22 protein-coding genes are annotated in these 25,454 nt (G+C 72.1%); 16 read left to right on the forward strand and 6 right to left on the reverse strand.

Annotated elements, in window-relative coordinates; genetic code table 11:
- The 4 genes from pcaG to ACZ4IF_RS07800 all read left to right on the forward strand — a co-directional run bounded on the left by pcaG (position 1) and on the right by ACZ4IF_RS07800 (position 3,934).
- On the forward strand, positions 1-564 hold the full coding sequence (pcaG, locus tag ACZ4IF_RS07785) for a protocatechuate 3,4-dioxygenase subunit alpha (protein WP_467560540.1): 564 nt from the start codon (positions 1-3) through the stop codon (positions 562-564).
- Entirely contained in the window at positions 561-1,907 is a 1,347-nt protein-coding gene (pcaB, locus tag ACZ4IF_RS07790) for a 3-carboxy-cis,cis-muconate cycloisomerase (RefSeq protein WP_467560542.1), read from the forward strand. Before pcaG ends, pcaB begins: the two co-directional genes overlap by 4 nt.
- The gene (gene pcaDC / locus ACZ4IF_RS07795; protein WP_467560544.1) at positions 1,904-3,046 is read left to right on the forward strand and encodes a bifunctional 3-oxoadipate enol-lactonase/4-carboxymuconolactone decarboxylase PcaDC; all 1,143 of its coding nucleotides are present in this window, start codon (positions 1,904-1,906) and stop codon (positions 3,044-3,046) included. The genes pcaB and pcaDC overlap by 4 nt, the downstream gene beginning before the upstream one ends.
- Before the next feature lie 96 nt (positions 3,047-3,142).
- On the forward strand, positions 3,143-3,934 hold the full coding sequence (locus ACZ4IF_RS07800; protein ID WP_467560546.1) for an SDR family NAD(P)-dependent oxidoreductase: 792 nt from the start codon (positions 3,143-3,145) through the stop codon (positions 3,932-3,934).
- A gap of 45 nt (positions 3,935-3,979) precedes the next feature.
- On the opposite strand, the gene ACZ4IF_RS07805 is transcribed toward ACZ4IF_RS07800, so the two are convergent.
- The gene (locus ACZ4IF_RS07805; protein ID WP_467560548.1) at positions 3,980-6,646 is read right to left on the reverse strand and encodes an ATP-binding protein; all 2,667 of its coding nucleotides are present in this window, start codon (positions 6,644-6,646) and stop codon (positions 3,980-3,982) included.
- 260 nt (positions 6,647-6,906) lie between these two features.
- Between ACZ4IF_RS07805 and ACZ4IF_RS07810 the strand changes: the two genes are divergently transcribed.
- From ACZ4IF_RS07810 to ACZ4IF_RS07820, 3 genes are read left to right on the forward strand one after another with little or no spacing between them, the layout of a single operon-like run.
- On the forward strand, positions 6,907-8,235 hold the full coding sequence (locus ACZ4IF_RS07810) for an MFS transporter (protein WP_467560550.1): 1,329 nt from the start codon (positions 6,907-6,909) through the stop codon (positions 8,233-8,235).
- Between the two features lie 4 nt (positions 8,236-8,239).
- On the forward strand, positions 8,240-9,394 hold the full coding sequence (locus ACZ4IF_RS07815) for an anhydro-N-acetylmuramic acid kinase (protein ID WP_467560552.1): 1,155 nt from the start codon (positions 8,240-8,242) through the stop codon (positions 9,392-9,394).
- A 54-nt stretch (positions 9,395-9,448) separates the two neighbouring features.
- A complete protein-coding gene (locus ACZ4IF_RS07820) occupies positions 9,449-10,396 on the forward strand; it encodes a DUF2510 domain-containing protein (RefSeq protein WP_467560554.1) in 948 nt (315 codons plus the stop codon).
- A 182-nt stretch (positions 10,397-10,578) separates the two neighbouring features.
- Here ACZ4IF_RS07820 and ACZ4IF_RS07825 read toward each other — a convergent pair whose 3' ends face one another.
- Positions 10,579-11,196, reverse strand: a complete 618-nt coding sequence (locus ACZ4IF_RS07825; protein ID WP_467560556.1) for a TetR/AcrR family transcriptional regulator — start codon at positions 11,194-11,196, stop codon at positions 10,579-10,581.
- 282 nt (positions 11,197-11,478) lie between these two features.
- On the opposite strand from ACZ4IF_RS07825, the gene ACZ4IF_RS07830 reads away from it, so the two are divergent.
- Positions 11,479-12,450 carry a phosphatase PAP2 family protein gene (locus ACZ4IF_RS07830; RefSeq protein ID WP_467560558.1) on the forward strand — a complete coding sequence of 324 codons (972 nt, stop codon included), beginning with the start codon at positions 11,479-11,481 and terminating at the stop codon, positions 12,448-12,450.
- Positions 12,447-13,403, forward strand: coding sequence for a DMT family protein (locus ACZ4IF_RS07835; RefSeq protein WP_467560560.1), 957 nt, complete (start codon positions 12,447-12,449; stop codon positions 13,401-13,403). Before ACZ4IF_RS07830 ends, ACZ4IF_RS07835 begins: the two co-directional genes overlap by 4 nt.
- Positions 13,404-13,473: 70 nt before the next feature.
- Here the strand turns inward: ACZ4IF_RS07835 and ACZ4IF_RS07840 are convergent, their stop codons facing one another.
- Positions 13,474-14,313 carry an LURP-one-related family protein gene (locus ACZ4IF_RS07840; RefSeq protein ID WP_467560562.1) on the reverse strand — a complete coding sequence of 280 codons (840 nt, stop codon included), beginning with the start codon at positions 14,311-14,313 and terminating at the stop codon, positions 13,474-13,476.
- A 52-nt stretch (positions 14,314-14,365) separates the two neighbouring features.
- A complete protein-coding gene (locus ACZ4IF_RS07845) occupies positions 14,366-16,417 on the reverse strand; it encodes a phosphocholine-specific phospholipase C (protein WP_467560564.1) in 2,052 nt (683 codons plus the stop codon).
- A 324-nt stretch (positions 16,418-16,741) separates the two neighbouring features.
- Between ACZ4IF_RS07845 and ACZ4IF_RS07850 the strand changes: the two genes are divergently transcribed.
- From ACZ4IF_RS07850 to ACZ4IF_RS07860, 3 genes are read left to right on the forward strand one after another with little or no spacing between them, the layout of a single operon-like run.
- Complete coding sequence (locus ACZ4IF_RS07850; RefSeq protein ID WP_467560566.1) at positions 16,742-17,806, forward strand: aromatic ring-hydroxylating dioxygenase subunit alpha; 1,065 nt, start codon at positions 16,742-16,744, stop codon at positions 17,804-17,806.
- Positions 17,803-17,973, forward strand: coding sequence for a hypothetical protein (locus ACZ4IF_RS07855; protein WP_359488204.1), 171 nt, complete (start codon positions 17,803-17,805; stop codon positions 17,971-17,973). Before ACZ4IF_RS07850 ends, ACZ4IF_RS07855 begins: the two co-directional genes overlap by 4 nt.
- Positions 17,970-18,905: a PDR/VanB family oxidoreductase gene (locus tag ACZ4IF_RS07860; RefSeq protein ID WP_467560568.1), complete on the forward strand. Its 936-nt coding sequence runs from the start codon at positions 17,970-17,972 to the stop codon at positions 18,903-18,905. The genes ACZ4IF_RS07855 and ACZ4IF_RS07860 overlap by 4 nt, the downstream gene beginning before the upstream one ends.
- Here the strand turns inward: ACZ4IF_RS07860 and ACZ4IF_RS07865 are convergent.
- Positions 18,856-19,671: an IclR family transcriptional regulator domain-containing protein gene (locus ACZ4IF_RS07865; protein ID WP_467560570.1), complete on the reverse strand. Its 816-nt coding sequence runs from the start codon at positions 19,669-19,671 to the stop codon at positions 18,856-18,858. The genes ACZ4IF_RS07860 and ACZ4IF_RS07865 overlap by 50 nt on opposite strands.
- Before the next feature lie 186 nt (positions 19,672-19,857).
- Between ACZ4IF_RS07865 and ACZ4IF_RS07870 the strand changes: the two genes are divergently transcribed.
- The 4 genes from ACZ4IF_RS07870 to ACZ4IF_RS07885 are packed head-to-tail and all read left to right on the forward strand — an operon-like array spanning position 19,858 to position 23,253.
- The gene (locus tag ACZ4IF_RS07870) at positions 19,858-20,829 is read left to right on the forward strand and encodes an ABC transporter substrate-binding protein (RefSeq protein ID WP_467560572.1); all 972 of its coding nucleotides are present in this window, start codon (positions 19,858-19,860) and stop codon (positions 20,827-20,829) included.
- Entirely contained in the window at positions 20,826-21,599 is a 774-nt protein-coding gene (locus ACZ4IF_RS07875; protein WP_467560574.1) for an ABC transporter permease, read from the forward strand. Before ACZ4IF_RS07870 ends, ACZ4IF_RS07875 begins: the two co-directional genes overlap by 4 nt.
- Positions 21,596-22,414 (forward strand): ABC transporter permease, encoded by an 819-nt coding sequence (locus ACZ4IF_RS07880; RefSeq protein ID WP_467560576.1) that lies wholly within the window; start codon positions 21,596-21,598, stop codon positions 22,412-22,414. The genes ACZ4IF_RS07875 and ACZ4IF_RS07880 overlap by 4 nt, the downstream gene beginning before the upstream one ends.
- A gap of 20 nt (positions 22,415-22,434) precedes the next feature.
- Positions 22,435-23,253 (forward strand): ABC transporter ATP-binding protein, encoded by an 819-nt coding sequence (locus ACZ4IF_RS07885; protein ID WP_467560578.1) that lies wholly within the window; start codon positions 22,435-22,437, stop codon positions 23,251-23,253.
- On the opposite strand, the gene ACZ4IF_RS07890 is transcribed toward ACZ4IF_RS07885, so the two are convergent.
- Positions 23,225-25,372 carry a discoidin domain-containing protein gene (locus tag ACZ4IF_RS07890; protein WP_467560580.1) on the reverse strand — a complete coding sequence of 716 codons (2,148 nt, stop codon included), beginning with the start codon at positions 25,370-25,372 and terminating at the stop codon, positions 23,225-23,227. The two genes, ACZ4IF_RS07885 and ACZ4IF_RS07890, sit on opposite strands and share 29 nt — an antisense overlap.
- Positions 25,373-25,454: the final 82 nt, after the last annotated feature.

Raw genomic sequence — 25,454 nt, forward strand, 5'->3', positions numbered from 1 at the left:
ATGACCGAGCGGTTGCTCCCCACCCCGTCCCACACCATCGGCCCCTTCTACGGCCACGCCCTGCCCTTCCCCGGCGGCGGGGAGGTGGCGCCCCCGGGCCACCCGGACACGATCACCCTGCACGGATACGTGTTCGACGGCGCGGGCGAACCGATCCCCGACGCCCTCCTGGACTTCTGGCAGGCCGCCCCCGACGGTTCCCTCGACGGTACCGCGGGCTCGATGCGCCGCGACCCGTCGACCGGCGGGTTCCTGGGCCGCAACGGCACCGACTTCACGGGCTTCGGCCGGGTCGCCACGGACGCCGACGGGCACTACGCGCTGCGTACGCTGCCGCCCGGGAACGCCGGACTGCCGTACATCAGCGTGTGCGTGTTCGCGCGCGGTCTGGTGCACCACCTCTTCACCCGGGCCTACCTCGCCGACGGCGCCGACCCGCTGCTCGACTCGCTGCCGCGGGACCGGCGCGCCACGCTGCTCGCCACCGAGGGCTCGCAGCGCACGTACCGTTTCGACGTCCGCCTGCAGGGTGAGGGCGAGACGGTCTTCCTGGAGTTCCGGTGACCGGCTCACCCGACGGGCCGGAGGCGCCCCCCGGCGACCCCGGGGCGCTGCTCGCCCCCGGCCGGGCGGACTCCCCCGCGTCGTCCGCGACGTCGGACAGCGCCGTGCTCCAGGCGCTGCTGGACGCGGAGGCCGCGCTGACGCGGGCCTGGGCGGACTCCGGGGCGGTGCCCGCCGCCGCCGCGGCGGCGGTGTCGGCGGTCCGCGCCCGCGACCTCGATGCCCGGGCCGTCGCCCGGACGGCCCGGGACGGCGGCAACCCGGTGATCCCGCTGGTCGCGCGGCTGACAGCGGCGGTCGGCGAGGAGCACGGGCCGTACGTCCACCGTGGCGCGACCAGCCAGGACGTCCTGGACTCGGCATTGATGCTGGTCGCCCGGCGCACCCGGGACCTGACCGTGGCGGACCTGGAGCGCGCGGCGACGGCCCTGGGCCGGCTCGCCGCGACCCACCGGGACACGGTGCTGCCCGGGCGGACGCTGACCCAGCATGCCGTGCCGACGACCTTCGGCCTGAAGGCGGCGGGGTGGCGGTCCCTGCTGCTGGACGCACGCGACCGCCTCGCCGGCGTCCGGCTGCCCGCCCAACTGGGGGGAGCCGCCGGCACCCTGGCCGCTCTCACCGCCTTCGGCGCCGAGGACGCGCAGGCCCTGGTCGCCGCGTACGCACGGGAACTCGGGCTCGCCGAACCGGCGTTGCCCTGGCACACCCTGCGGACACCGGTCGCCGACCTCGCCGGTGCCCTGGCGTTCACGGCGGGTGCCCTCGGCAAGCTGGCGGCGGACGTCCTCACCCTCTCCCGCACCGAGATCGCGGAGCTCGCCGAGGGATCGGGCGGCGGTTCCTCCGCCATGCCGCACAAGGCCAACCCCGTGACGGCCACGCTGATCGCCGCGGCGGCCCGGCGCGCGCCGGGGCTCGCCGCCACCCTCTACGCGTCCATGGTCGCGGAGGACGAGCGGCCGGCCGGCGCCTGGCACGCCGAATGGGAGCCGCTGCGCGATCTGCTGCGGCTCGCGGGCTGCGCCGCGGAGCAGGCCGTCGACCTGGCGGAGGGGCTTCGGGTGAACGCGGACGCCATGCGTGAACACCTGGGACTCACCCACGGGTTGATCGTCTCCGAGCGGCTGGCCGTCGAACTCGCCCCGGTGCTCGGCCGGGCGCGCGCCAAGGAACTGCTGACAGCGGCCGCGCGGCGGGCCGTCACCGAAGGGCGGCCCCTCGTGGAGGTGCTCGGCGAGGAGCCCGATCTCGAGGACCTCGACCTGGCCGATCTCACCGACCCCACTCGCTACACGGGCTCCGCCGGGGCCCTGACCGACCGTGCTCTGGAGCGACGTTGACCGACCCACTCCTCAATCACCGCGCCGAGGGCCCCGGCACCGCTCCCGCGCTGCTCCTCGGACCGTCGCTCGGCACGTCGTACGCCCTGTGGGACGCCGTCGCGCCGGAACTGTCCGTCGACCACCGCGTGGTCCGCTGGGACCTTCCCGGACACGGCGGTTCACCTGCCGGACTCGTCCACCCCGGCGCGACGGTCGGTGAGCTGGCCGCGCTGGTGCTGGCGCTGGCGGATTCGCTGGGCATCGAACGGTTCGCGTACGCCGGGGTGTCGCTCGGCGGTGCGGTGGGCCTGCATCTGGCGGTACACCATCCCGAGCGGCTCTCCTCGCTGGCGGTGATCTGTTCCTCGGCCCACTTCAACGGCTCCAAGCCGTGGCAGGAACGTGCCGAACTGGTGCGCAGCAAAGGTCTCGCGCCGGTGGCCGCGACCGCCGACGCCCGGTGGTTCACGCCCGGCTTCACCGTGCCCCGGCTGGTGGCCGACCACCGTGCCGCCGACCCGGAGGCGTACGCCGCCTGCTGCGACGCCCTGGCCGCCTTCGACATCCGGGACCGGCTGGAGTCCATCGCCGTGCCGACGCTGCTGATCGCCGGGCGCGAGGACCCCGCGACGCCGCCGGCGCATCTGCGGGAGATCGCGGACGCGGTGCCGGGTGCCGCGCTCGTGGAGATCCCGGGAGCCTCCCACCTGGCACCCGCGCAGTGCCCTGAGGCGGTCCTGACGGCCCTGCGTGCCCACTTCTCGGGCGGGGCCCGACGCGGCATGGAGGTGCGTCGCGAGGTACTCGGCGACGAGCACGTGGACCGCGCGCAGGCCCGGCAGACCCCGTTCACCGCCCGCTTCCAGGACTTCATCTCCCGGTACGCGTGGGGTGAGATCTGGACCGATCCCACGCTGGCTCGCCGCGAGCGCAGCATGATCACGCTGACCGCGCTGGTGGCCCACGGCCACTACGACGAGCTCGCGATGCACGTCCGCGCGGCACTGCGCAACGGACTCACGCCCGAGGAGATCGGCGCCGTGCTGCTCCAGACGGCCGTGTACTGCGGTGTTCCGGCCGCCAACTCGGCCTTCGCGGTGGCGCAGCGGGTGCTGGCCGAGGTGGAGACGGCGGAGGGGACCGCCGGGTCAGGGTGACACCGGCAGACGGAGTGTCAGCGGCACCATGTACGCCCGGCCGCGGCTGCCTGGGCTGAACGCAACCACCTGCGCGCATCCGCGAACGGAGTCGTCGTGTCCACTGTCCTGATCACCGGCGCCACCTCCGGCCTCGGCCGGCACGTCGCCTTCGAGCTGGTCCGCTCCGGTCATGTCGTCCTCGCGCACGGGCGCGACCCGGAGCAGACGCGGGCGGTCGTCGCGGAGCTGCTCGCGGAGGGCGAGGCGCACGGGTTCGTCGCCGACCTCGCCTCGACGGCGCAGGTCCGGCGACTGGCCGAGGAGGTCGCCGCCGCGCATCCCCGTCTCGACGTGCTGGTCGACAACGCCGGTGTGGGCGCCGGTGCGCGGGGCTCCGGCCGCGAGGTGAGCCTCGACGGCCACGAGCTGCGGCGCGCCGTCAACCATCTGGCACCGGTCGTCCTCACCCGCGCGCTGCTGCCCACGCTGCGCGCGAACGCCCCCGCGCGCGTCGTCAACGTCGGTTCGGCGGGGCAGGAGCCGCTGGACTTCGCCGACCCGGAGTTCACCCGCGGCTACGACGGTGTGTCGGTGTACTGCCGCAGCAAGTTCGCCCTGGCGGCGCACACGTTCACGCTGGCCGGGGAACTGGCGGGCAGCGGCGTCTCGGTGAACGTCCTGCATCCGGCCACCTACATGGACACGGCGATGGTCCGGGAGGCCGGTGTCACTCCCTGGTCGACGGTGGCGGACGGCGCGGCGGGCGTGATCGCCCTGGCTACGCGGGACCTCGGGTCGGGCGGATACTTCGACGGGACGAAGCCGTCCCGGGCGCACGCGGCGGCGTACGACCCGGAGCTCCGCGCGCGGCTGGAGGAGACGACGGAGCGACTGCTCGACGCCTGACGGGCGGGGGTCCCGTCCGGTCGGGCGCCGACGCGGTCCGACGGGCTACAGGGTCCTCAGGGCGTGCTCCGCCTGGGTCACGAGTCCGTTCGCGCCGCACGAACGGGCCAGCGCCAGGCCCTTGTTGAGCTCCGTCGTGGAGCGGGACAGGATGCCGTACTCCACGCGGGCCGCCGCGTGTTCGTACTGGCACGGGGAGGCCTCCAGATAGGTGACCGCCTGGGCGGCCAGCCGCACCGCCCGCTGGCCCGTCTCCAGGGCCGCCGCACAGCGCAGCGCCTCGCCTATGGCCGTGTCGGTGCCGAACCGCTCGGCCTGCCGCCGGGCGTCCGCAGCCAATGCGGCGGCGCGTACCGGGTCCTCGGTGGCGAGGGCCCGGGCGAGGTCGAGTGCCCAGGGAGCGAGCACGGTGTTGTGGTGGCCACGCGCCCCGGCGGCCTTCTCCGCCGCCTCCAGTTCGTTGACGCCTTCCTTCGTACGGCCGGCGGCGAGCAGCAGACGGCCGCGCACTGAGCGGGTGTCGGGCAGCACGATCGTGGATGGGTAGGGCGGGGCGAAGCCGTAGCGTTCGGCGATCTCGGCGGCCTCCTGGACGTGGCCGCGGGCGAGCAGCGTGTCGATGAGCCCGCAGGTCGCCGACCAGTACAGGGGAAGACCGCGGCCGACGCGCTCGGCGAGGCGCAGCGATTCGCGCTGGTAGTGCTCCGCGTCGGTGAGGCGGCCCCGCCTGCGGTGCGCGAGTCCGAGGTAGGCGTTGGCCAGGGACTGGTGGCCGCCGCTCCAGCCGGACTTCACATAGGCGCGCAGGGCCTCGCTGAAGAGGCTTTCGGCACGGTCGAGCCGGTCGGCGTACGCGTAGGCGCTGCCCAGCATCAGGAGGAGTTCGACGCCCCACTCGGTGTCGGTCCAACCGAGGCCCGGTGCGAGGCGGCCGTTGACGAGGGCGCGGTCGCACAGTTCCACGACCTCCTCCGCGTTCTCGCCACGGGTCATCGCGTCGAAGCCGCGCAGTATCAGCAGCGCGCGTTCGGAGTTGTCGCGTCCGGTGCAGGTCTGGACGAGTTCGGCGAGGCCGCGGGAGTGTCCGGAGCGTTCCTCGCCGGCGTGGATGCCTTCCCACATGTAGTGGACGGCCTGCAGGCGCATCCGGGCCGGGCCCGGAGGGAGCCGGTCGGCTTCCGCGTCGACCGTGCGGACCGCTTCCTCCAGCTGGTCGTTGTGGAGCAGCGCCTGGGAGAGTCGGAACACGGCGTCGACCCGCACGCCGTCGTCGAGGCCGGGCCGTTCGAGGGCGGCGCGCAGGTGGCCGATCGTCCTGGCGGGGGCGGTCAGCAGGGTGGCGCAGCCCAGTTCGTAGAGGACGCGGGCGTGCACCTCTGGGAGCGGGGGCTCGTCCAGGGCCCGCTCCAGGCACCGCCTGGCCGCGTCGGGCGCGCCGACGGCGAGGTGTTCGCGGGCCGCCTCGCGCATCTGCTCGACGAGTTCGGGGTCGTCGTCGGGATGCACTTCGAGGAGGTGGCGGGAGGCCGCGGCGGCGCCGAGCCCGGACTCGGTGACCGCCCAGGCGGCCTGGCCGTGCATCGCGGTGCGCAGGGCGTCCGGGATGGAGCGGTAGACCGCCGTCGCGATGAGCGGGTGCACGAACTCCAGCTCGCCTTCGGCCACTTGGCCGCTCGCGAGCTCGACCCTGGTCAGGATGCGGGCGGCGCCGAGCAGTTCGGTGCAGCGATGGGCCTCGTCGGTCTGCATGCCGGCGAGCTGAGCGGCGAGGTCGAGGGAGATGTTGGTGCCGAGTATGGCCGCCGCCCAGGCGAACCGGGTGGCGTCGATACCGAGTCCTTCGAGGCGGGCGACGAGCCCGCGGCCACGGGCCGAGCGGTTCAGGTCGCGCAGTTCGGCGGCGGAGCCCTCGGCGGGCTCCAGGTCGCTGTCCTGCACCTTGGCGAGCAGTTCGACGGTTTCGTACGGGTTTCCGCCGGTGACCGCCCACACCTCGCGGCAGAACGGCGCGTCGGCGTGTTCCCCGAGGGTGGCGCGGGTCAGTCCGGCGGCAGCGGCCGGGGTCAGCGCGTTCAGTGTGGCGATCGGGAGGGCCGTCGCGGCGACGGCGTCGAGCAGCCGGGCACTCTCGCCGCTCACCCCGCCCGGCCGGCGGGCGACCACGACGAGGACGGAGAGGTCGTCGAGGCGTTCGGCGAACGCGGCGAGCCAGCGCAGGGTCTCCTGGTCGGCCCAGTGCGCGTCGTCGATGAGCAGCACGAGCGGCCAGTCGCGCCTGGCGAGACGTCGCACCGCGGCGACGAGCCCGTCGCACACGCCCTGCGGGTCGGGCTGCCGGTCACCCGGTTCGGTTATGCCGAGGGCGGGGCCGGCGATGTCGTACCAGTCGCCGAGATACTCGCGCGCCTCCTCCGGCAGCAGCGAGACGAGGGCGGGCTGGAGCAACTGCCGCACGACGTTGAACGGGACGGACGTGACGGTCTCGCCGCCGCGTGCCGACCACACGGCGCAGCCGTTGCTCTCCGCGATCCGGCGCGCCTCGGCGAGGAGGGCGGTCTTGCCGAGCCCCGCCTCCCCGCTGAACACCAACAGGCTCCCCGAGGACGCCGAATCGGCGCGCAGCGCACCGATCGCCTCTTCGAGGGTGGCGACTTCCTCGTCGCGCTCCCACAGGGAAGCCGAGGCGACCGCTCCGGGTCGTGCCTCCGTCATCCCGCTACCTCCCCAGGTCACCCGAACGACGTGCTGGAAACGAGCGTAGCCGCCTGGAAGCCCCGGTGGAGGCGGCTCCGCGGAGCTGTTCCCGAGACGGGTGACAGTGGGGTTCCGGAGGCGACGCCACGGGTCGTCCACCAGCACGTGTGAAAGTTATTGACAGCCGACGGGCCCGGAAATGAAGCTAACTTTCCAACATCAGTCTCCGCCTCCGGCCGGGACCGCCCGGCCCCGGCACGCCCCCGGGAGGAACCGGCATGAGCGCCCCCGCGCACGACCCGGACCTGCGCGCCGCGCAGCCCGAGCACTCCCGAAGAGCACTGCTCGCGGGCTCCGTGGGCAACTTCATCGAGTGGTACGAGTTCGGGGTCTACGGCTACTTCGCGACGGTCATCGCGGCCCGCTTCTTCACCCCCGAGGGCGGCAGCGAGGTCGAGGGCCTGGTCAAGACGTACGCATCGTTCGCACTGGCGTTCTTCTTCCGTCCGGTGGGAGCGGCGCTGTTCGGACGGCTCGGGGACCGGATCGGGCGGCGGCCGGTGCTGATCCTGGTGATCGCGCTGATGACGGTGGCGACGACCCTGATCGGCGTGCTCCCCACGTACGCCACCGTCGGCGCCCTCGCCCCCTGGCTGCTCACCTTCCTGCGCGTACTCCAAGGGCTGTCCGCCGGCGGCGAGTTCGGCGGCGCGGTCTCGGTGATGACGGAGTTCGCCCCGCCGGGCCGGCGCGGACTGTACGGGTCGTGGCAGTCGTTCACGGTCGCGCTGGGCCTGCTGGGCGGCGCGGGCGTGGCGGCGTTGCTGGCCACCGTCCTGGACGCGCGGGAGCTGGAGGCGTGGGGCTGGCGGCTGCCGTTCCTGCTGACACTGCCGCTGGGCCTCGGCGCGCTGTGGCTGCGGCTCCGGCTGGACGAGACGCCCTCCTTCCGGCACGAGTCGGCGGGCGAGGGGGCACGCGAGCGACCTCCGCGCCGCGTCATCGCTCGGGCGATCACGCTCGGCGCCGCGCGCGTCATGGGCTGGGCCGCGGCCGGCTACACCTTCCTGGTCGTCCTCCCCTCCTACCTGCAGAGCAGCCTGAACGCGAGTTTCCGGCAGGCGCTGCTCGCCACGGTCCTCGCCAACCTCGGCTTCGCGGCCACGATCGTCCCGGCGGGTCTGCTCAGCGACCGCGTCGGGCGCCGCCCGGTGATGCTCACGGGCGCCGTCCTGGTCACCGTGCTCGCGGTCCCGCTGCTCGACCTCCTGCAGCATCCCGGGGCGTCGAACACGGTGAAGGGGGCCGCCGTACTCGTGGCGGGCGCCGTCGTCGGGCTGATGGCGGGGCCGGGGCCCGCGATGCTCTCCGAGATGTTCCCGACGAGCGTCCGCTACACGGGCCTGGGACTCGCCTACGCCTTGTCCAATGCGGTGTTCTCGGGCTGTGCGGGGCTCATCATCACGGAGACGATCAAGCGGACGGGGAGCGTGGACATCCCGGGGTACTACGCGGCGGCGACCTGTGCCGTCAGCGTCCTCGCGCTCGCCACGCTCGGCAGGCGCCCGCGTACGCTCGTCAAGGGCCAGGAGATCCAGAGGAGTTGATCAGGTGCGGGTGATCGGCCTGATGTCCGGCACGTCGTACGACGCGATCGACGCGGCGGCGGCCGAGCTGACGCTCGACGGGGACGGTCTCGTCCTGCGCCCGCTCGGGCTCGTCGGCGAGGAGTACGACGCGGCCCTGCGCGAAGCGCTCGCCGAGGCGCTGCCGCCGGCCGCGACCAGCCTGGCCGAGGTGTGCCGGCTGGACACCCTGATCGGGCGGTCCTTCGCGGCGGCGGCCGTGCGCGCCGACCGTGAACTGTGCGACGGGTCGGCGGAGTTGGTCGCCTCGCACGGCCAGACGGTCTACCACTGGACCGAGGACGGGCAGGTCCTCGGCACCCTCCAGCTCGGTCAGCCCGCATGGATCGCCGAGGCGACCGGGCTGCCCGTCGTCGCCGACTTCCGCCCCCGCGACATCGCCGCGGGCGGCCAGGGCGCGCCGCTGGTGAGCCTGATCGACCTGCTGTGGCTGCGCGGCAGGCCGGGTACGCCGGTCGCCCTGAACCTCGGCGGCATCGCCAACCTCACCGCGCCCGACGGCACCGCCTTCGACACGGGCCCGGCGTGCGCGCTCGTCGACGCGGCCGCCCGGGGGCTGAGCGGAGGGAGCCTGGCCTACGACGTGGACGGAGCGCTGGCCGCCCGTGGCAGCGTCCACGAACCCCTGCTGCGCCGCCTGCTCGACGAGCCGTACTACGCGCTGCCCGCGCCCAAGACGACCGGCAAGGAACTGTTCCACCTCGGCTATCTGCGGGACGCCCTGGCGGGTTTCGGGACGCTCACCGCCGAGGACGTCATCGCGACCCTCACCCGGCTCACCGCCCGCACGGTCGCGGACGCGGTGCGCGGGGTCGGGGCCACCGAGGTGATCGCCTCGGGCGGCGGAACCCGCAATCCCACCCTCATGGCGATGCTGGACGCGGAACTGCCGGGTGTGCCGCTGCGTACCTCCGACGAGCTGGGGCTCCCCTCGGACGCCAAGGAGGCGTACGCCTTCGCCGTGCTGGGCTTCCTGACACTGCACGGGCTGGCGGGCACGGAACCGGCGAGCACCGGGGCCCGGCACCCCAGCGTGCTCGGGTCGATCACCCCGGGCCGCGGCGGGCTGCGGCTGCCGCCGCCCGCCGACCGGGCGCCGGTCCGGCTCGTGCTGAAGTGATTCCGGGGGCACCCTCTCATCCGCCTTTCACCCGGGGCTCATACGGTGGGCACCATGACGCAGGCGACTCCTCCCGGCTGGTATCCCGACCCGGGGCAGACCAATGACGCTCCCGCCACCGAACGCTGGTGGGACGGTAATGCATGGACGGACCAGACCCGCCCGGTCGGATCGGCCGCCCCCTGGGGTCCTCCGGCGTACCCCGCGGCCGGACCGTACCCGGCCCCTCCGCAGTCCCGGCCGCGGCGCGGGCTGCGCGCGGCCATAGCCGTCGCCGCCGCGATCGCGGTCCTGGCGGGCATCGGCGGCGGCGTGTACGCCCTCACCAAGGACGACGGCGGCAACGCGAACTCCCAGGGCCCCGCGGGGCCGAACGGCCCGGGCGGCAACGGCGGACCGGGGGACGGCCAGGGCGGACCCGAGGACCAGTCACCGGCCCCCGACCGCTCCGGACAGCCGCGGACCGAGGACGGCTACGCGACCGACGGGCTCAGCGGCATCAGTCTCCCGGTGCCGGACGGCTGGACGGGCCGGAGCATGCAGGCCGGGGCCTCGGTCTCCACGAAGGACACCTACAAGTGTCCCGGCGACACCTCGCAGAACTGCCAGCGGGGCGGCGCCTACTCGGCTCCCGCCCTGGCGCAGGGCCTGAAGGCGACCACGGCGGAGGCGGCGGCCAAGGAGGACATCGCCAAGAACGCCAAGGAGTCGTACGGCGAGGGGTACGGCACGATCACCTCGCACACCGAGCTCGCCTCCAAGGCTGTCACGGTGGCAGGCGAGAAGGGCTACCTGGTCCGCTGGAAGGTCGTGACGAGCAAGGGCGACGACGGCTACGTCGAATCGCTCGTCTTCCCGTCCCCGGTGGTGCCCAAGAGCCTCGTCGTGGTGCGCTTCGGCATCGACGTCAGCTCCAAGGCGCCCGAGCTGTCGGTGATCGACACGATCACCGAGGGCATCAAGGCCGCGCCGGGAGCCGGCGGCAACGGCCAGAACGTGTGACCCTCACCGCTCCGGGGACCCCGCCGGGTCCCGGGAGCGGTGCGGGCTTGGATCGGCCGGGTGGAGCGCCCCTCCGCTCAAGGGGAACCCCACCCGGCCGGGGGGTGCGCGCCGCCCCCGTCCCCACGGTGCGGCGCGGTACAGGCCGACGTCCGGTCATCCCGCGGACGGCGACCTGAGTCTCAGGTCAGGCCGAGTGCGGGCAGCACGACGGCCTCGACGAATTCTGTGAGATACGCCTCGTCGGCGTACCGACCCTCCAGGAGGGGGCGCACCCGCAGCACGCCGAGCAGCTGCGCGGGGATGAACTCCAGCGCCGGATGGTCGGCCGCGATCTCGCCGCGGTCCACCCCGCGCTGGATCATCTCCCTCAGCTCGGCGACCTCGGGTTCGACGAGCGCGTCGCGCAGCGCCTGCTGGAGCTCCCTGTCCTGCGTCACGGCGTGACCGAGACCCTGGAGGAGCTGGGTGCTGTCACGCCCCGACCACTCGCCCGCGGCCCGCGCCGCCGCGCGCAGGTCCCCGGCGAGCGTTCCGGTGTCGATACCGGAGAAACGCGGACAGCGGTTGGCGCGCAGCGCCGCCGCCACGAGCTGAGGCTTGGTCCGCCACTGCCGGTAGAGCGTGGACTTGCTGCACCGAGTGCTCGAAGCCACGCCCTCCATCGTGAGCGACTCGTACCCGCAGGACCGGATGTGGTCGAGCACGGCGTCGTAGAACTCCCGCTCACGCTCGGGCGTGATCTTGGAGCGGCGCGAGGCGACGACCGAGTCCGGTCCGTCCGCGGCCTGCGACGTCATGGCTCTTCTCCTCATTGGATCCGGGCGGTCCGGAACAAGTCCGGACGGAATCCGGCTCGTCTCGGTGGTCGGCTTCACACAGTCTAATCGATACGCCACTGTACCGGTACGGCCTCGTATCGGTACAGTGGCGTATCGGTACACACTCGTATCGGTACACCAACGTATCGGTACACTCTCGTATCGATGAGCCTTGGACAGGACCCACTTCTCTGTCGAGTGGATCCTGTCCTGGGCTCACCGCGCACCACCCAGCAAGACAGTCAGCAAGGGGGCCGGGGGATGAATTCCCGAACCGAGCCTGCAGAGTCCGCCGCGGAACCGGAGCCGCCCGACGCGGCCCTACGCCGGGCGGTGCCCACGGGCACCGCCACCAGGGCGTACGCGCGCGTCGCGGCCGCACTGCCGCGCCCGCGCAAGGGCGGCCCGCGTGTGCACGCGGGCACCGCGCGGGACGGCGCGCGCCGTCCCGCGCCGCCCGACGACGCCTCGGCCCGGCCGCCGCTGCTGCGTGAGCTGCTGCTCGTCGTGGGCCTCTTCGTCGTCTACAAGGTCGGCCGCCAGCTCGCCACCGGCCACACCGACGAGGCCTTCCGCAACGCCGGCCACGTATGGGACCTGGAACGGGCCGTCCACCTCCCCGGCGAAGGCGCCGTCCAGGGAGCGCTGCTGCACAGCGACACCCTGGTGCACCTCGCGAACACCTACTACGCGACCGTCCACTTCCCGGCGACCGCGGCCTTCCTGATCTGGCTGTACCTGCGGCGCCCCGTCCACTACGTGTGGGCCCGTCGGATCCTCGCCGCGGTGACCGCCGCCGCGCTCGTGGGACACCTCGCCTTCCCGCTCGCCCCGCCGCGCCTGCTCGACGCGGCGGGCCTCGTGGACACCGGTCAGGTGTACGGCCCCACGGTGTACGGCGCGCACCCGGCGACCGACTCGATGGCGAACCAGTTCGCGGCCATGCCGTCGCTGCACTTCGGCTGGGCGCTGATGGTGGCGATCGGGCTGATCGCGGCCACCCGCTCCCGATGGCGCCGGCTCTGGTTGCTGCACCCGCTGCTCACCCTGCTGGTGATCGTCGGCACGGCGAACCACTACTGGCTCGACTCGATCGTCGCGACCGCTCTGCTCGGCGGCGCCCTCGCGGTGATCCACCTTCCGCACCGGACGGCGACGACCGCGGGACGCACCCAGGAGCGCGCCGGTGAACCGCTGGCGGACCTGCCGGAGCTCGTGGGGGCGGGGCGATGAACGCGACCGTCACCGCCGTCGTCCTGTCCCTGTTCTCGGCCGTCGCCTACGCCGCGGCCGCCGTCGCCCAGGAGCGGCTCGCCGCCCGGTCCGCCGGATCGGGCACGCTGCGTCTGCTGGCCGGCGGCGCCTGGTGGTGGTCGGTCGTGCTCAACGCCTCCGCCGCGCTGTTGCACGTCGCGGCGCTCAAGTACGGCACGCTCACCCTGGTGCAGCCGCTCGGCGCGCTCACGCTCGTGGCGGCGGTCCCGCTCGGCGCGCGCATGGCGGGGCGGCGGGTCAGCGCGGTCGAATGGCGGGGCACGACGCTGACCCTGATCGGTCTGGCGGCACTGCTCCTCACGGCGTCAGGACCGGCGCCCGACGACGTGTTGAGCGTGCCCGAGGCGCTGGCCGTCGCCGGTACGACGGCCGTGCTGATCGGCGGGCTGTCCCGTCCCGGCACCCGGCCGGGTCTGCGGCACGCGACCGCCTCCGGATTCGCCTCGGGCGTCGCGTCGGCACTCACCCAGACGGTGACGGTGGCCGCGACGGACCGCTCGGACTCTCTGCTCAGCGCCCAAGTGATCGTCGTGGCGCTGCTCGTGGCGGCCTTCGCGGCAGGCGGACTGCTGCTGTCGCAGACCGCCTACCAGGGCGGTCTCGGCGCTCCGCTCGCCGTGGTGACGCTCGCGAATCCGGTGGCCGCGGTGGTGATCGGACTGTCCCTGCTCGGCGAGCGGCTCCAGGGCGGCGCCGCCGGGATGCTGCTGGCGCTCGCCGGAGCGGGGATCGCGGCCTGGGGCGTGGTGACGCTGTCGCGCTCGGCGCCCGAGCCCGCGGCCCCGACGCACGACGCGGTGGACGACGACCACCCGGTCGCCGCGGTGCTGGCACTGGAGTCCGGACCGGCCGCGTACGAGCCCGCGTTGGTGCCGAAGCAGCCCGACCCGGGACATCTGACGACGCTCTAGCCCCCAGGGGTGCCGGAAACGACGGAAGGGCGGTTGCGGGATCCCGCAACCGCCCTTGTGCGTATCGGACTCAGCCCAGACCGCGGGAGTCCTGCTTGAGCGCCGTGTCCACGGTCAGCGCCGTCGCCACGACGAGGCTCAGCAGCGGTTCCGGGAGCTGGAAGTGGATCTGCAGGACGTAGTTGTCCGCGGTGGTGAACATCGTCTTGGCGAGGCCCTCCCAGGTCTTGGTGATCCGGGCCACCTCGTTGTCCGCGTGGTCGACGATCGCGAAGTTCCAGGCACGCCAGTTCTCCGCCTTGATCGCGCCGACCTGCTGGCCGTTGACGTTCATCGCGAAGTTGATCTTCCCGAACATGTTCTGCTGCACGATCTCGCCGACGGGCGAGCCGTCCGGACGGGACACGATCACCCGCGACTTGAGGAACTTCGCGGGACGGGTCAGCAGCAGCTGCGGCTGACCGTGGGCGTCACGGATCTCCAGCCTGTGCGTCATGAACTGGTCGAGGCTGGAGACGAAACGCAGGATCTTCTTCAGCGCGCTCTGCCCGACCTCGGTGACCGCGCCGAGCTGGTTGCCGTGCTGATCCATGACCTTGTACTCGTTGGTCAGCTCGATCAGCTTGGCCTTCTGGTTCACCACCAGGACCGGCTCGGTGAACAGGCTGCCGCCACCGGCGGCGTTGGGCGCGACACCGGCCTGCTGCTGCACCTGACGCTGCACACGCGGGTCGGGTGCGGCCGCGGGCTGCTGCCCGTGGCCCTGGTGCGGCACCTGCGGAGCCGCCGGGGCCTGCTGGTCCGCATTCGTGTGGTCCGTCCACTGCGAACCGTCCCAATAACGCAACGTCTGGGGCGCCCCGTGCGGATCCGGGTACCAACCTGCAGGAGTGTTCGAATGCGTGGTCACCGGGGCACACTACCGTGAGATGGCCGGAATTCAACCGGCGCCCGGGTAACCATCAGACGGTCACGATCGCCGGGTCGCTGACACCGGGTCGGCCGTTCTCGACATGTCCGGCGAATCGCCGCAGGAAGCCCGCGTCCGCGTCCGACACCACCGTCAGGTCGTACCAGCGCTTGCTCGACCGCAGGTCCACCGTGTGCTTCACGGTCGCACCGGGCCGCACCTTGAACGACCGCGGACCCGTGCCGTAGCCGTCGGTGAGCTTCAGACGCACCGTGCCGGAGCCCTTGTTGCTGAAGGTCAGCTCCAGGTCGTCGCCCACGTGGCGGGCGGTGACCTCCGGGCCCGCCGTCCGGCCGGGACCCTTGAAGGTGCGCAGGAAGCCGTTGGGGCCGTGCACCGTGAGGTCGTACGAACCGTTCGAGTAGGCCGAGTTCCAGGTGTCCGCGACCGTCCGGCCCGCCTCGGTGGTGTACGTCCAGGGGCCGTCGGTGCGGTTCCCGGAGGTCACGAGGAAGGCGGCACCGGCCTTGGCGCCCGAGCCGAAGGTGAGCGTGAAGGTGCCGGCCGCCGTGTCCGCCGCTCCGTCCACCAGGGGCGCGTACTTGAGCGGGCGGGCCGGGCGCGAGCCGCGCTCCTGCTTGGGCAGCGCCGGGTTCGCGGGCGGCGTGGGCACGTAGTCGGGGTGGCGGTCACGGTCCGGCGGGCGGTAGCCCTCGGTGTCCGGCAGGGCCACCGGCTTGGTGTCCCTGCGGGAGAAGTCGAAGGCCGAGGTGAGGTCACCGCTGATCGCGCGCCGCCACGGCGAGATGTTCGGCTCGTGCACCCCGAAGCGGCGCTCCATGAAGCGGATGACCGAGGTGTGGTCGAGCGTCTCGGAGCAGACGTAGCCGCCCTTGCTCCAGGGCGAGACGACGAGCATGGGCACCCGCTGGCCGAGACCGTACGGTCCGGCGGCGTGGCCCGCGTCCCCCTTGAAGAGGTCGGGACCGACGTCGACGGTCGACTTGCCCTGCGCGGCCGACTGCGGCGGGTACGGCGGCACGAGGTGGTCGAAGAAGCCGTCGTTCTCGTCGTACGTGATGAACAGGGCCGTCTTCGCCCACACCTCGGGCGCGGAGGTGAGCGCGTCCAGGACCTGGGCGATGTACCAGGCGCCGTAGTTGGCGGGCCAGTTCGGATGCTCGGTGAAGGCCTCGGGCGCGACGATCCAGGAGATCTGGGGCAGCTTGCCGCCCTTCACGTCGGCCTTCAGCTGGTCGAAGAAGCCCTCGCCCTTGCGGGCGTCGGTCCCGGTGCGGGCCTTGTCGTAGAGGGGGTCACCGGGCTCGGCGTTGCGGTACTGGTTGAAGTACAGCAGCGAGTTGTCGCCGTAGTTGCCGCGGTACGCGTCGGAGATCCAGCCCCAGGAGCCGTTCGCGTCCAGGCCGTCGCCGACGTCCTGGTAGATCTTCCAGGACACCCCCGCCGCTTCGAGGCGCTCCGGGTAGGTGGTCCAGTCGTAGCCGGCCTCGTCGTTGCCGAGGACGGGCCCGCCGCCCTTGCCGTCGTTGCCGGTGTATCCGGTCCACAGGTAGTAGCGGTTGGGGTCGGTGGAGCCTATGAAGGAGCAGTGGTACGCGTCGCAGATGGTGAAGGAGTCGGCGAGCGCGTAGTGGAACGGGATGTCCTCGCGGGTCAGGTAGGCCATCGTGGTCGCCGACTTGGCCGGCACCCACTTGTCGTACTTGCCCTTGTTGAAGGCGGTGTGTCCGTCGCTCCAGCCGTGCGGCAGGTCCTGGATGAAGGCGAGCCCCAGGTCGTCGGCCTCCGGCCGGAAGGGGAGCACGTCCTTGGTGCCGTCCGACTGGTGCCAGACCGACTTGCCGCCCGAGGTCGTCGCGGGCCGCGGGTCGCCGAAGCCGCGGACGCCTCTCAGCGAGCCGAAGTAGTGGTCGAAGGAACGGTTCTCCTGCATCAGGACGACGATGTGCTCGACGTCCTCGATCGTGCCGGAGCGGTGGTGGGCGGGAAGCGCCGCGGCACGCTGGATGCTGTCGGACATCGCGGTGAACGCCGCGGTACCACCGGCGAGTTGGAGGAATCGGCGCCGATTCACTTGGCTCATGAGTGGGTGACCTCTTGTCCTGACGGGCCGGTCGGCCGAACGGTGAGTGATTGTGCGCGGTTGGAGTGTTCCAAGAGCACCAAACGTCAGGGAAGGGTCCTGTGGCTCCCACGTGAAAGTCGGCGGTACGTGAGGCGAACGGTTTCGGACAGGGCGTCAGACCGTCCTCCCGAGCGGTCCATGACCCCGCGGAAGGGTCCGGCGGACAGTCGGGCGACGAACCCTTCCGCCTGACGGAAGAACCCTTGCCGCACTGTGGCGGGCGTCACGAATCTGGTGCGCAGGCGGGGCGACGAGGCCCCGCGTCTCAGGGACGGGAACGCCATGCCTCACATGACCGCTTTCGCCAGGAACCAGTGGTACGTCGTCGCCTACTCGCACGAGGTCGGGCGTGAGCTGCTCGGCCGGACCGTCCTCGGTGAGCCCCTCGTCCTCTATCGCACCGAGGACGACGGGACGGCGGTCGCCCTGTCCGACCGCTGCGTGCACCGCCGTTACCCGCTCTCGGAGAGCCGGCTCGACGGCGACCGGATCGTGTGCGGGTACCACGGGTTCACGTACGACACCACGGGCGCCTGCGTGTACGTGCCGGGGCAGAAACGCATACCGCGCACGGCCCGGGTCGCCTCCTACCCGCTGGTCGAACAGGACTCCCTGGTCTGGGTCTGGATCGGGGACCCGGCGCTCGCCGACGCGGGGACGATCCCGCGCGCCCGGCACCTCGACTCCCCGGGCTGGGTCACGGTCCGCGGGATGGAGCCCATCGACGCCGACTACGGTCTCCTCGTCGACAACCTGCTCGACCTCTCCCACGAGACGTATCTGCACGGCGGCTACATCGGCACGCCCGAGGTGGCCGAGACCCCGATCACCACCGAGGTCGACGAGGGCGCCGGCATCGTACGGGTCAGCCGGCACATGGACGACGCCGAGTGCCCGCCCTTCTACGCCCGCTCCACCGGGATCGAGGGGCGCATCACCCGCTGGCAGGACATCGAGTACCACGCACCGTGCCTGTATCTGCTGCACAGCCGGATCGCACCGGTCGGCGTGCTGCCGGAGGCGGACGGCAGCGACCCGAACGGCTTCCACACCGAGATCACGTACGCGATCACGCCGTCCGGCGACGGCAGCGTGTACGACTTCTGGGCGGTCTCCCGGGACTTCGCTCCCGACGACGAGGAAGTCACCTCCTTCCTGCACGACTTCAACCACACGGTCGTGATGCAGGACGTGGACGCGCTCAACCTGCTCCAGAGGACGCTGGGTTCGGAGCGCTCCGGCTATCAGGAGCTCAGCATCAACATCGACACCGGCGGACTCGCGGCCCGCCGCATCCTCGCCCGGCTGGTCGAGGAGGGCGACAAGCCGGTGGAGCGGGTCCGGTGACCGGTCCCACCGGGCAGATCTACCGCATCGACTGGCTGCCGGGCACGGACCTGCTGCACGGCACCTGTCACTGCGGCGCCGAGCACACCGCGCACGACCCGGTCGAGATGTGGGAGTGGATGCTCGCCCACCCCGACGGACACACCCTCCGAGGAAACGAGCGATGATCTTGTACGAAGCGGAACTCGTCGTCGGGCTCCGGGAGTCCGTGGCCGACGGCGTACTCGCGCTCACCCTGCGCCACCCGTCCGGCGCGGAGCTTCCCCCCTGGCGGCCGGGCGCGCACGTCGACGTCGTGCTGGGGCCGGGACTGGAGCGGCAGTACTCGCTGTGCGGCGATCCGGCCGACCGCGGCGCATGGCGGATCGCGGTGCTGCGCGAGGCCGGCGGCCGCGGCGGATCGGCCTACGTGCACGGCCGGCTGGCCCCGGGCGACCGGGTCCGGGTGCGCGGACCACGCAATCACTTCGCGCTGGAGCCCGCGTCCGGCTACCGGTTCGTCGCCGGCGGCATCGGCATCACACCGATCCTGCCGATGCTCGCCGCGGCGGAGGCGGCGGGAGCGGAATGGACGCTGCTGTACGGCGGGCGGACCCGGGCGTCGATGGCGTTCGTCGAGGAGCTCGGCCGGTACGGCGACCGGGTGCGGATCGCGCCCCAGGACGAGACCGGGCTGCTGGACCTCGGTCCGGCGCTGGCCGCGCTGCCCGCGGGCACGCTGGTCTACTGCTGCGGCCCGGAGCCGCTCCTCGACGCGGTGCAGGAACGCTGTCCCCCGCGGCTGCTGCGCGTCGAGCGCTTCCGGCCGAAGGAGGCGGAGCCGGGCGGGAACACGGAGTTCGAGGTGGTCCTCGGACGTTCGGGGCGCACGCTCGTCGTGGCGCCGGACGTGTCCGTCCTCGACACCGTGCGCGCGGCCGGCGTCGAGGTGCTGTACTCCTGCGCCGAGGGCACGTGCGGCACCTGCGAGACGGACGTCCTGGAGGGGGTGCCCGATCACCGGGACTCCGTGCTGACCGAGGCGGAGCGGGAGGCGGGCGAGACCATGCTCATCTGCGTGTCGCGCTGTCGCGGGAAGCGGCTCGTGCTGGATCTGTGATCCGGAGGTCGGCCTCGATCGCCGCCACCGTGGCCAGCAGGTGCGGCAGCAGGTCGCGGCGGACGGACTCGACGGAGTTGCGGGTGGCGTGCACGGGGATGTTCACGGCCGCCACCACCTCGCCGTCCCGGCCGCGCACCGGGGCGGCGACCGAGCGCAGCCCCTCCTCCAACTCCTGGTCCACGATGGCGTATCCCTGACGCCGCACGCGGTGCAGTTCGGCCCTCAGCTCGTCGGCCGACACGATCGTGCGGGCCGTGAGGGGCCGCAGGTCGGCCCGGGCGAGGCGGGCGTGGGTCTCCTCGTCCGCGCGGTGCGCGAGGATCACCCGGCCCACGGAGGTGACATGGGCCGGGAAGCGGGTGCCGACGGTGATGGCGGCGGTCATGATGCGCCGGGTGGGCACGCGGGCCACGTAGACGATGTCGTCGCCGTCGAGGACGCACAGCGAGGACGACTCCCCCACCCGTTCGGCGAGTTGCTCCAGGTGCGGTTGCGCGATCTGCGGCAGGGAGAAGCCGGAGAGATAGGCGTAGCCGAGTTCCAGCACACGCGGGGTGAGCCGGAAGGTGCGGCCGTCGCTGTGGACGTACCCGAGGTCGACGAGGGTCAGCAGGAAGCGGCGGGTCGCCGCCCGGGTCAGGTCGCAGGCGCGGGCCACTTCACTGAGCGTCAGTTCCGGCTGGTCGGCGTCGAAGGCGCGGATGACGGCGAGGCCGCGTTCGAAGGACCGGACGAAGTGGGGCGCGCGGGCTGCTGCAGGCATGGTCGCCTCCAGAGGGACGTCGGGGCGCGCTCTCCGCCGAGCGGGCGAGCACACTCCACTAACTGTCAACAATATTGTCAGCCAGAGCCATTGACCCGGCCGTACGGGAGTTCTACCTTCGCGCTGAGCACCATTGTGCGGTGTGCGCACAGCCTGTCGGAACACCTCGTCTGCACAGGAGGAGCCATGCGTCGTCTGCTTGCCTCGCTCGCGGCCGGAACCTTCCTGGTCGCCGCGTCGGCCTGCGGCTCGTCCGACGGCGGTGGCGCCTCGGACAAGAACGCCTCGTCCGGCGGCACCACGACCGTCAAGGTCGGCATCATCCCCATCGTCGACGTCGCACCGCTCTACCTCGGCCAGCAGAAGGGCTTCTACGCCAAGCGGGGGCTGAAGCTCTCCATGACGACGGCGCAGGGCGGCGCGGCCATCGTGCCGGGCGTCGTCTCCGGCCAGTTCCAGTTCGGCTTCAGCAACATGACGAGCCTGATGATCGCCCAGTCCAACAACGTGCCCGTGAAGGCCATCGCCAACGGAGTCGCCTCGACGGGCGTGGCGGGCAAGGACTTCGGCGCCATCACGGTGAAGAAGGGCAGCTCCATCAGGTCGGCGAAGGACCTCGAAGGCAAGAAGGTCGCCGTCAACACGGTGAAGAACATCAACGAGACGGCGGTGCGCGAGTCGGTGCGCAAGGTCGGCGGGGACCCGTCCCGGGTGAAGTTCGTCGAGCTCGCCTTCGACCAGATGCCCGCCGCCCTGGACAGCGGGCAGATCGACGCCGCGATGGTGGTCGAGCCGGCGCTCGCCACGGTCAAGAGCCAGGGCGGCACGGAGATCGCCTCGTCCCTGGTCGACGTCGCGCAGAACCTCACCGTCGCCATGTACTTCACCTCGGCGCAGTACGCGCAGAAGAATCCCGGCGTGGTGAAGAAGTTCCAGGAGGCCACGGCCGAGTCCCTGGCCTACGCCGACGCCCACCCGGACGAGGTCCGGCAGATCGTCACCACCTACACGAAGATCCCCGCCGCCGTGCTGGAGAAGGTGACGCTGCCCAAGTGGCCGGCCGAACCGAACCGCGCCTCGATCGAGGCCCTGGAGAAACTCGGTGCGCAGGACGGTCTGTTCAAGACGGAGCCCGACCTGGACAAGCTGCTGCCGTGAGGGGAGCGACCACCGCGCTGGGCGCCGCCGGGCTCGCGGCCTTCCTCGCCCTGGGCGAGGCGGTGCCGCGGCTCGGCCTCGTCAAGGAGCAGTACTTCCCGCCGACGAGCCGGATCGCGGGCGCGCTGCGCGACGAGTTCGCCGAGACCGCCTTCTGGACCGCGCTCGGCGACACCCTCACCGGCTGGGCGCTCGGCCTGGCGATCGCGGTCAGTGCCGGGATCCTGGCCGGCGTGCTGATCTCGGTCGTGCCCCATCTGCGCGATGCCACCTCCTCGACGGTCGAGTTCCTCCGTCCCATTCCCTCCGTCGCCCTGATCCCGCTGGCCGTCCTCCTGTACGGCACCGGTCTGCGCTCGGTCCTGCTCCTCGTGGTCTACGCGGCCTTCTGGCAGGTCCTCGTCCAGGTCCTGTACGGCGTCCAGGACGTCGACCCGGTCGCCGACGAGACGGCCCGCTCGTACGGGCTCGGCACCTGGGCGAGGGTGCGGCACGTGCTGTGGCCGACGGCTCTGCCCTACGTCATGACGGGCGTCCGGCTGGCCGCGGCGGTGGCGCTCATCCTCACCGTGACCGCCGAACTCGTCATCGGCGCACCGGGGCTGGGAGCGCGCATCGCCGTCGCGCAGACCTCGCAGGCCGTGCCCGAGATGTACGCGCTGATCGTGGTGACCGGTCTGCTCGGGCTGCTGATCAACGTGGGTGCCCGCACGGTGGAACGGCATGCTCTGGCCTGGCACCAGTCGGTGCGCGGGGAGGTGACGGTGTGAGCGAGGTCCCCGTCGGCCGGGCGCGGCCGGGAACCTGGCGCAGGGTCCTGCTCCGGCTGCTGTACGCCGTCGCCCTGCCCGTGCTCCTGGTCGTGCTCTGGTGGTTCGCGTCCGACGACAGCACCGACGTCTACTGGCCGCCGCTGCGCACCATCCTGAAGACCTTCCCCGACGTCTGGACCGGCGAACGGCTCCGCGGCGACCTGCGGCCCAGCCTGCTCAGGCTGCTCGGCGGCTACACGGCGGCGGCCGTCACCGGGGTGGCGCTCGGCACGCTCATCGGCTCCTACCGCCGGGTGCGGGCCGTGTGCGAACCGGTCCTGGAGTTCCTGCGGGCGATCCCGCCGCCCGTCCTCGTCCCGGTCATCATGCTGTTCGCGGGCATCGGCGACGGCATGAAGGTCGCCGTGATCGCGAGCGGCTGCCTCTGGCCGATCCTGCTCAACACGGTCGAGGGCGTACGGGCGGTCGACCCCGTGATGGCGGAGACGGCACGTTCGTACGGCATCACGGGCACCGCCGAACTGCGCGCCCTGGTGCTGCCGGCGGCGAGCCCGCAGATCTTCGCCGGACTGCGCCAGGCCCTGTCCATCGGGATCATCCTCATGGTGATCAGCGAGATGTTCGCGGCCAGCAACGGCCTCGGCTTCGCCGTCGTCCAGTTCCAGCGCGGCTTCGCCATCCCCGACATGTGGACCGGGATCCTCGTCCTGGGCCTGCTCGGCTTCGTCCTCTCGGTCGTCTTCCAGCTGATCGAACGCCGGGTGCTCGGCTGGTACCACGGTCTGCGCGCGTCCTCCCGGCGGTCACCGTGATGCTCGCGAAAGGGCGGTCCATGCAGGAGCTTCTGGTCGTCTCCGGCCTGCGGAAGGTCTACGAGGGGCAGGGCCGCCGGGTGGAGGCGGTCCGCGATCTCACGTTCACCGTGGCGGCGGGCGAACTCGTCTGCCTGGTCGGCCCGTCGGGATGTGGCAAGACCACGCTGCTGAAGTGCGTGGGCGGACTGCTGGCGCCGACGGCGGGCGAGGTGTCGCTGGCCGGCAGCCCGGTCTCGGGCCCGCCGCCCGGGATGGCGTTCGTGTTCCAGGAGTACGGGCGCAGCCTCTTCCCGTGGATGCGGGTCCGCGAGAACGTCGGGCTGCCCCTGAAGCAGAAGGGGCTGAGCAAGCAGCGGCGCCGCGAACTGGTCGAGGACGCACTGGAGTCGGTCGGGCTCGCGGACGCCGCGGGCGCCTATCCCTGGCAGTTGTCCGGTGGCATGCAGCAGCGCGTGGCCATCGCCCGCGCGCTGGCCTACGAGCCGGACGTGCTCCTGATGGACGAGCCGTTCGCGGCGGTCGACGCGCAGACGCGCGCCGATCTGGAGGACCTGGTGCGCGGGCTGTGGCGGCAGCGCGGGATCACCGTCCTGTTCGTCACGCACGACATCGACGAGGCCGTCTACCTCGGACAGCGGGTGCTGATCCTGTCCGGCTCCCCCACGGTCGTCCAGGAGCAGCTGAAGGTCGATCTGCCGGACGAGCGGGACCAGTTGCACACACGGGTCTCTCCGCGCTTCGCCGAACTGCGCACGCATGTGTACGAGCAGATCCAGGCGGCGAAGCGCGGGGAGCCGGACGACGACCTCAGGAAAGATACGCCTCCACTTCGCTGAGCTGGGCCGCGGGCCAGCCCGTGTTGTCGGTCACCTGGAGACGCAGATACCGCAGGTTCGTGCCGGCGGGCAGCGTCACGGTGACGGTGTTGCCGGTCGCGGGGTCGAAGCGGTAGGCCTTGGACGCCACGACCGTGGAGTACGCCGATCCGTCGGTGCTGCCCAGCACGGACAGGGTCTGTGTGCGGGCCTGCCAGGCGGACGCGGGCGGCAGCTTGAGGACGAGACGGCGGGTGGCGAAGGCGGAGCCCAGGTCGGTCGTCCAGGACTGCGGGAAGGCGTTGTTGGCGGATTCCCAGTAGCTGTTCGCGTCGCCGTCGACGGCCTTCGCGGGCGTGTAGACGTCCTGCGAGCCGGTGGCGGTGGCCGGACGTCCCCCGGCGAGGTTGCGTGCCGGATCGGGGTCCGGGTTCCCGGTGCCGGGCCGGGGCCAGGTGGAGCAGTCGCTCCAGGTCGAGTCCCAGCCGGAGTTGCCGCCGCCGTCGGTCAGGGTGAAGGGGCCCGAGCCGGTCGGGTAGGGGCAGTTGTAGATGCCCGCCGAGCCGACCCCGGTGGCCTTGACGTTGCTGAATCTCGCGGCGCCCTGGGACTCGGCCTGGACGACCACCGTGCCGGTCCGGTCGACCGTGGCGCCGTCGACCCTGATGTTCTTCGTCGCGTATCCGCGGCCGCCCCCGGACACGAACTCGAAGGCGCTGTAAGGGCTGTCGGTGATCGTCGTGCCGGTGATGTCGACGGTCGCCTCGATGGCGCTGTCGTAGGAGTCGACGCGCAGCGCGCCCATCGGGTGGTTCCAGTTGGGGTTGATCGCACCCGCGCGGACGAGGGTGTTGCCGGAGACGGTGATGGTTCCGGCGAGCGGGGAGAACGGGTCGAGGAACTTCTGGTTGGAGATGGCGATGCCGCTGCCGAGTGCGTTGGTGTCGGAGACGAGGTTGTTCCTGACGGCGATGTCGGTGCCGCCGTAGACGGCGATGCCGTTGGCGAGGTTGGGCTGGCTGATGGTGTTGTTCTCGAAGCTGCTGTCGACGTCGGGGGCGTGGAGCGACCACATGGCGAGTGCGTCGTCGCCGTTGTTGCGCAGGAAGTTGTTGCGGACGCGGACTCCGCGCGCGTTGCCGTTGAGGTTGAGTCCGTCGGCGGTGGTGTCGAGGATGCGGTTGTCCTCGACGACGAGGTTGTCGTTGTTGCCGGTCAGCCACAGGCCGACCTTGAGGTGCTGGAGCCACATCCCGGAGACGCTGGAGCCGGGTCCGAGCGAACCGTTGACGAAGTTGTCCGGGTTGGAGTCCACGCGTTCGGTGACCTCGCCGATGACGGCGAAGTCCTTGAGGTGGACGCCGCCCGACGAGCTCGTCTGGTCGATGAAGCGCGAGGTGCGGACGACGGAGTACCAGCTGCCGGCGCCCTGGAGCGTGACGTTCTGGACCCCGCTCAACGAGGACGTGATCCGGTAGTCGCCCGGCGGGATCCAGACGACGCCGCCCCGCGCCGCGGAGATCGCGTCCCGGAAGGCCTGCGTGGAGTCGCCCTGGCCCCCGGGGTCCGCGCCCTTGTCGGTGACGGACACCGATCCCGCGGGACGGGCGCCCGCCGCCGCGACCTGCTCGAAGTCGGCGACGTCCACGGTGACCTGCGTGGACGTCGCCTGGAAGGCGACCTTGTCGCCCTCCTGCACGTTCTGCCCGAGCAGCAGGCGCGCGTTGTCGAACAGGTGGTGCGTCTTGGCGCCCGCGATCCAGGAGGTGTCGACGTAGGAGTACTTGGAGGTGACGGGGAGCGTTCTGGAGATCTTCGTGCCGTTGACGTACACGTCCAGCGAGCCCGACTGGCCGTCGGGGACGCTGTAGGAGACGTTCACCGCGTTGGCCGCCCGCGGCACGGCGAACTCGACGCGCTGCCCGGCGGTCAGCCGTACGGCCTGCCGTCCGGAGGCCTCCGAGGCCAGGGTGCCCTGGGTGTAGTCCGGGCCGATCCTCGTGCCCGTGGAGCTCGCGGACTCGGCCTCCACGGAGGTGAAGGGCAGGTCGGCGCCCGCCGCCGCCGCGGCGGAGTGGGCGGTGGTGGCGCCGAGCATGCCGGCGGCGAGAGCGACGGCGGCGGCGCACGCCAGTGGCATGCGCCTGACAGTTCTGTTCCTGTGCATGTGCTGATCCCTTCGAGGTGGGGGTGCGGGGACAGCGATGCGCCGTCCGACGGCC

The sequence above is a fragment of the Streptomyces sp. NPDC025784 genome, from assembly GCF_055558435.1.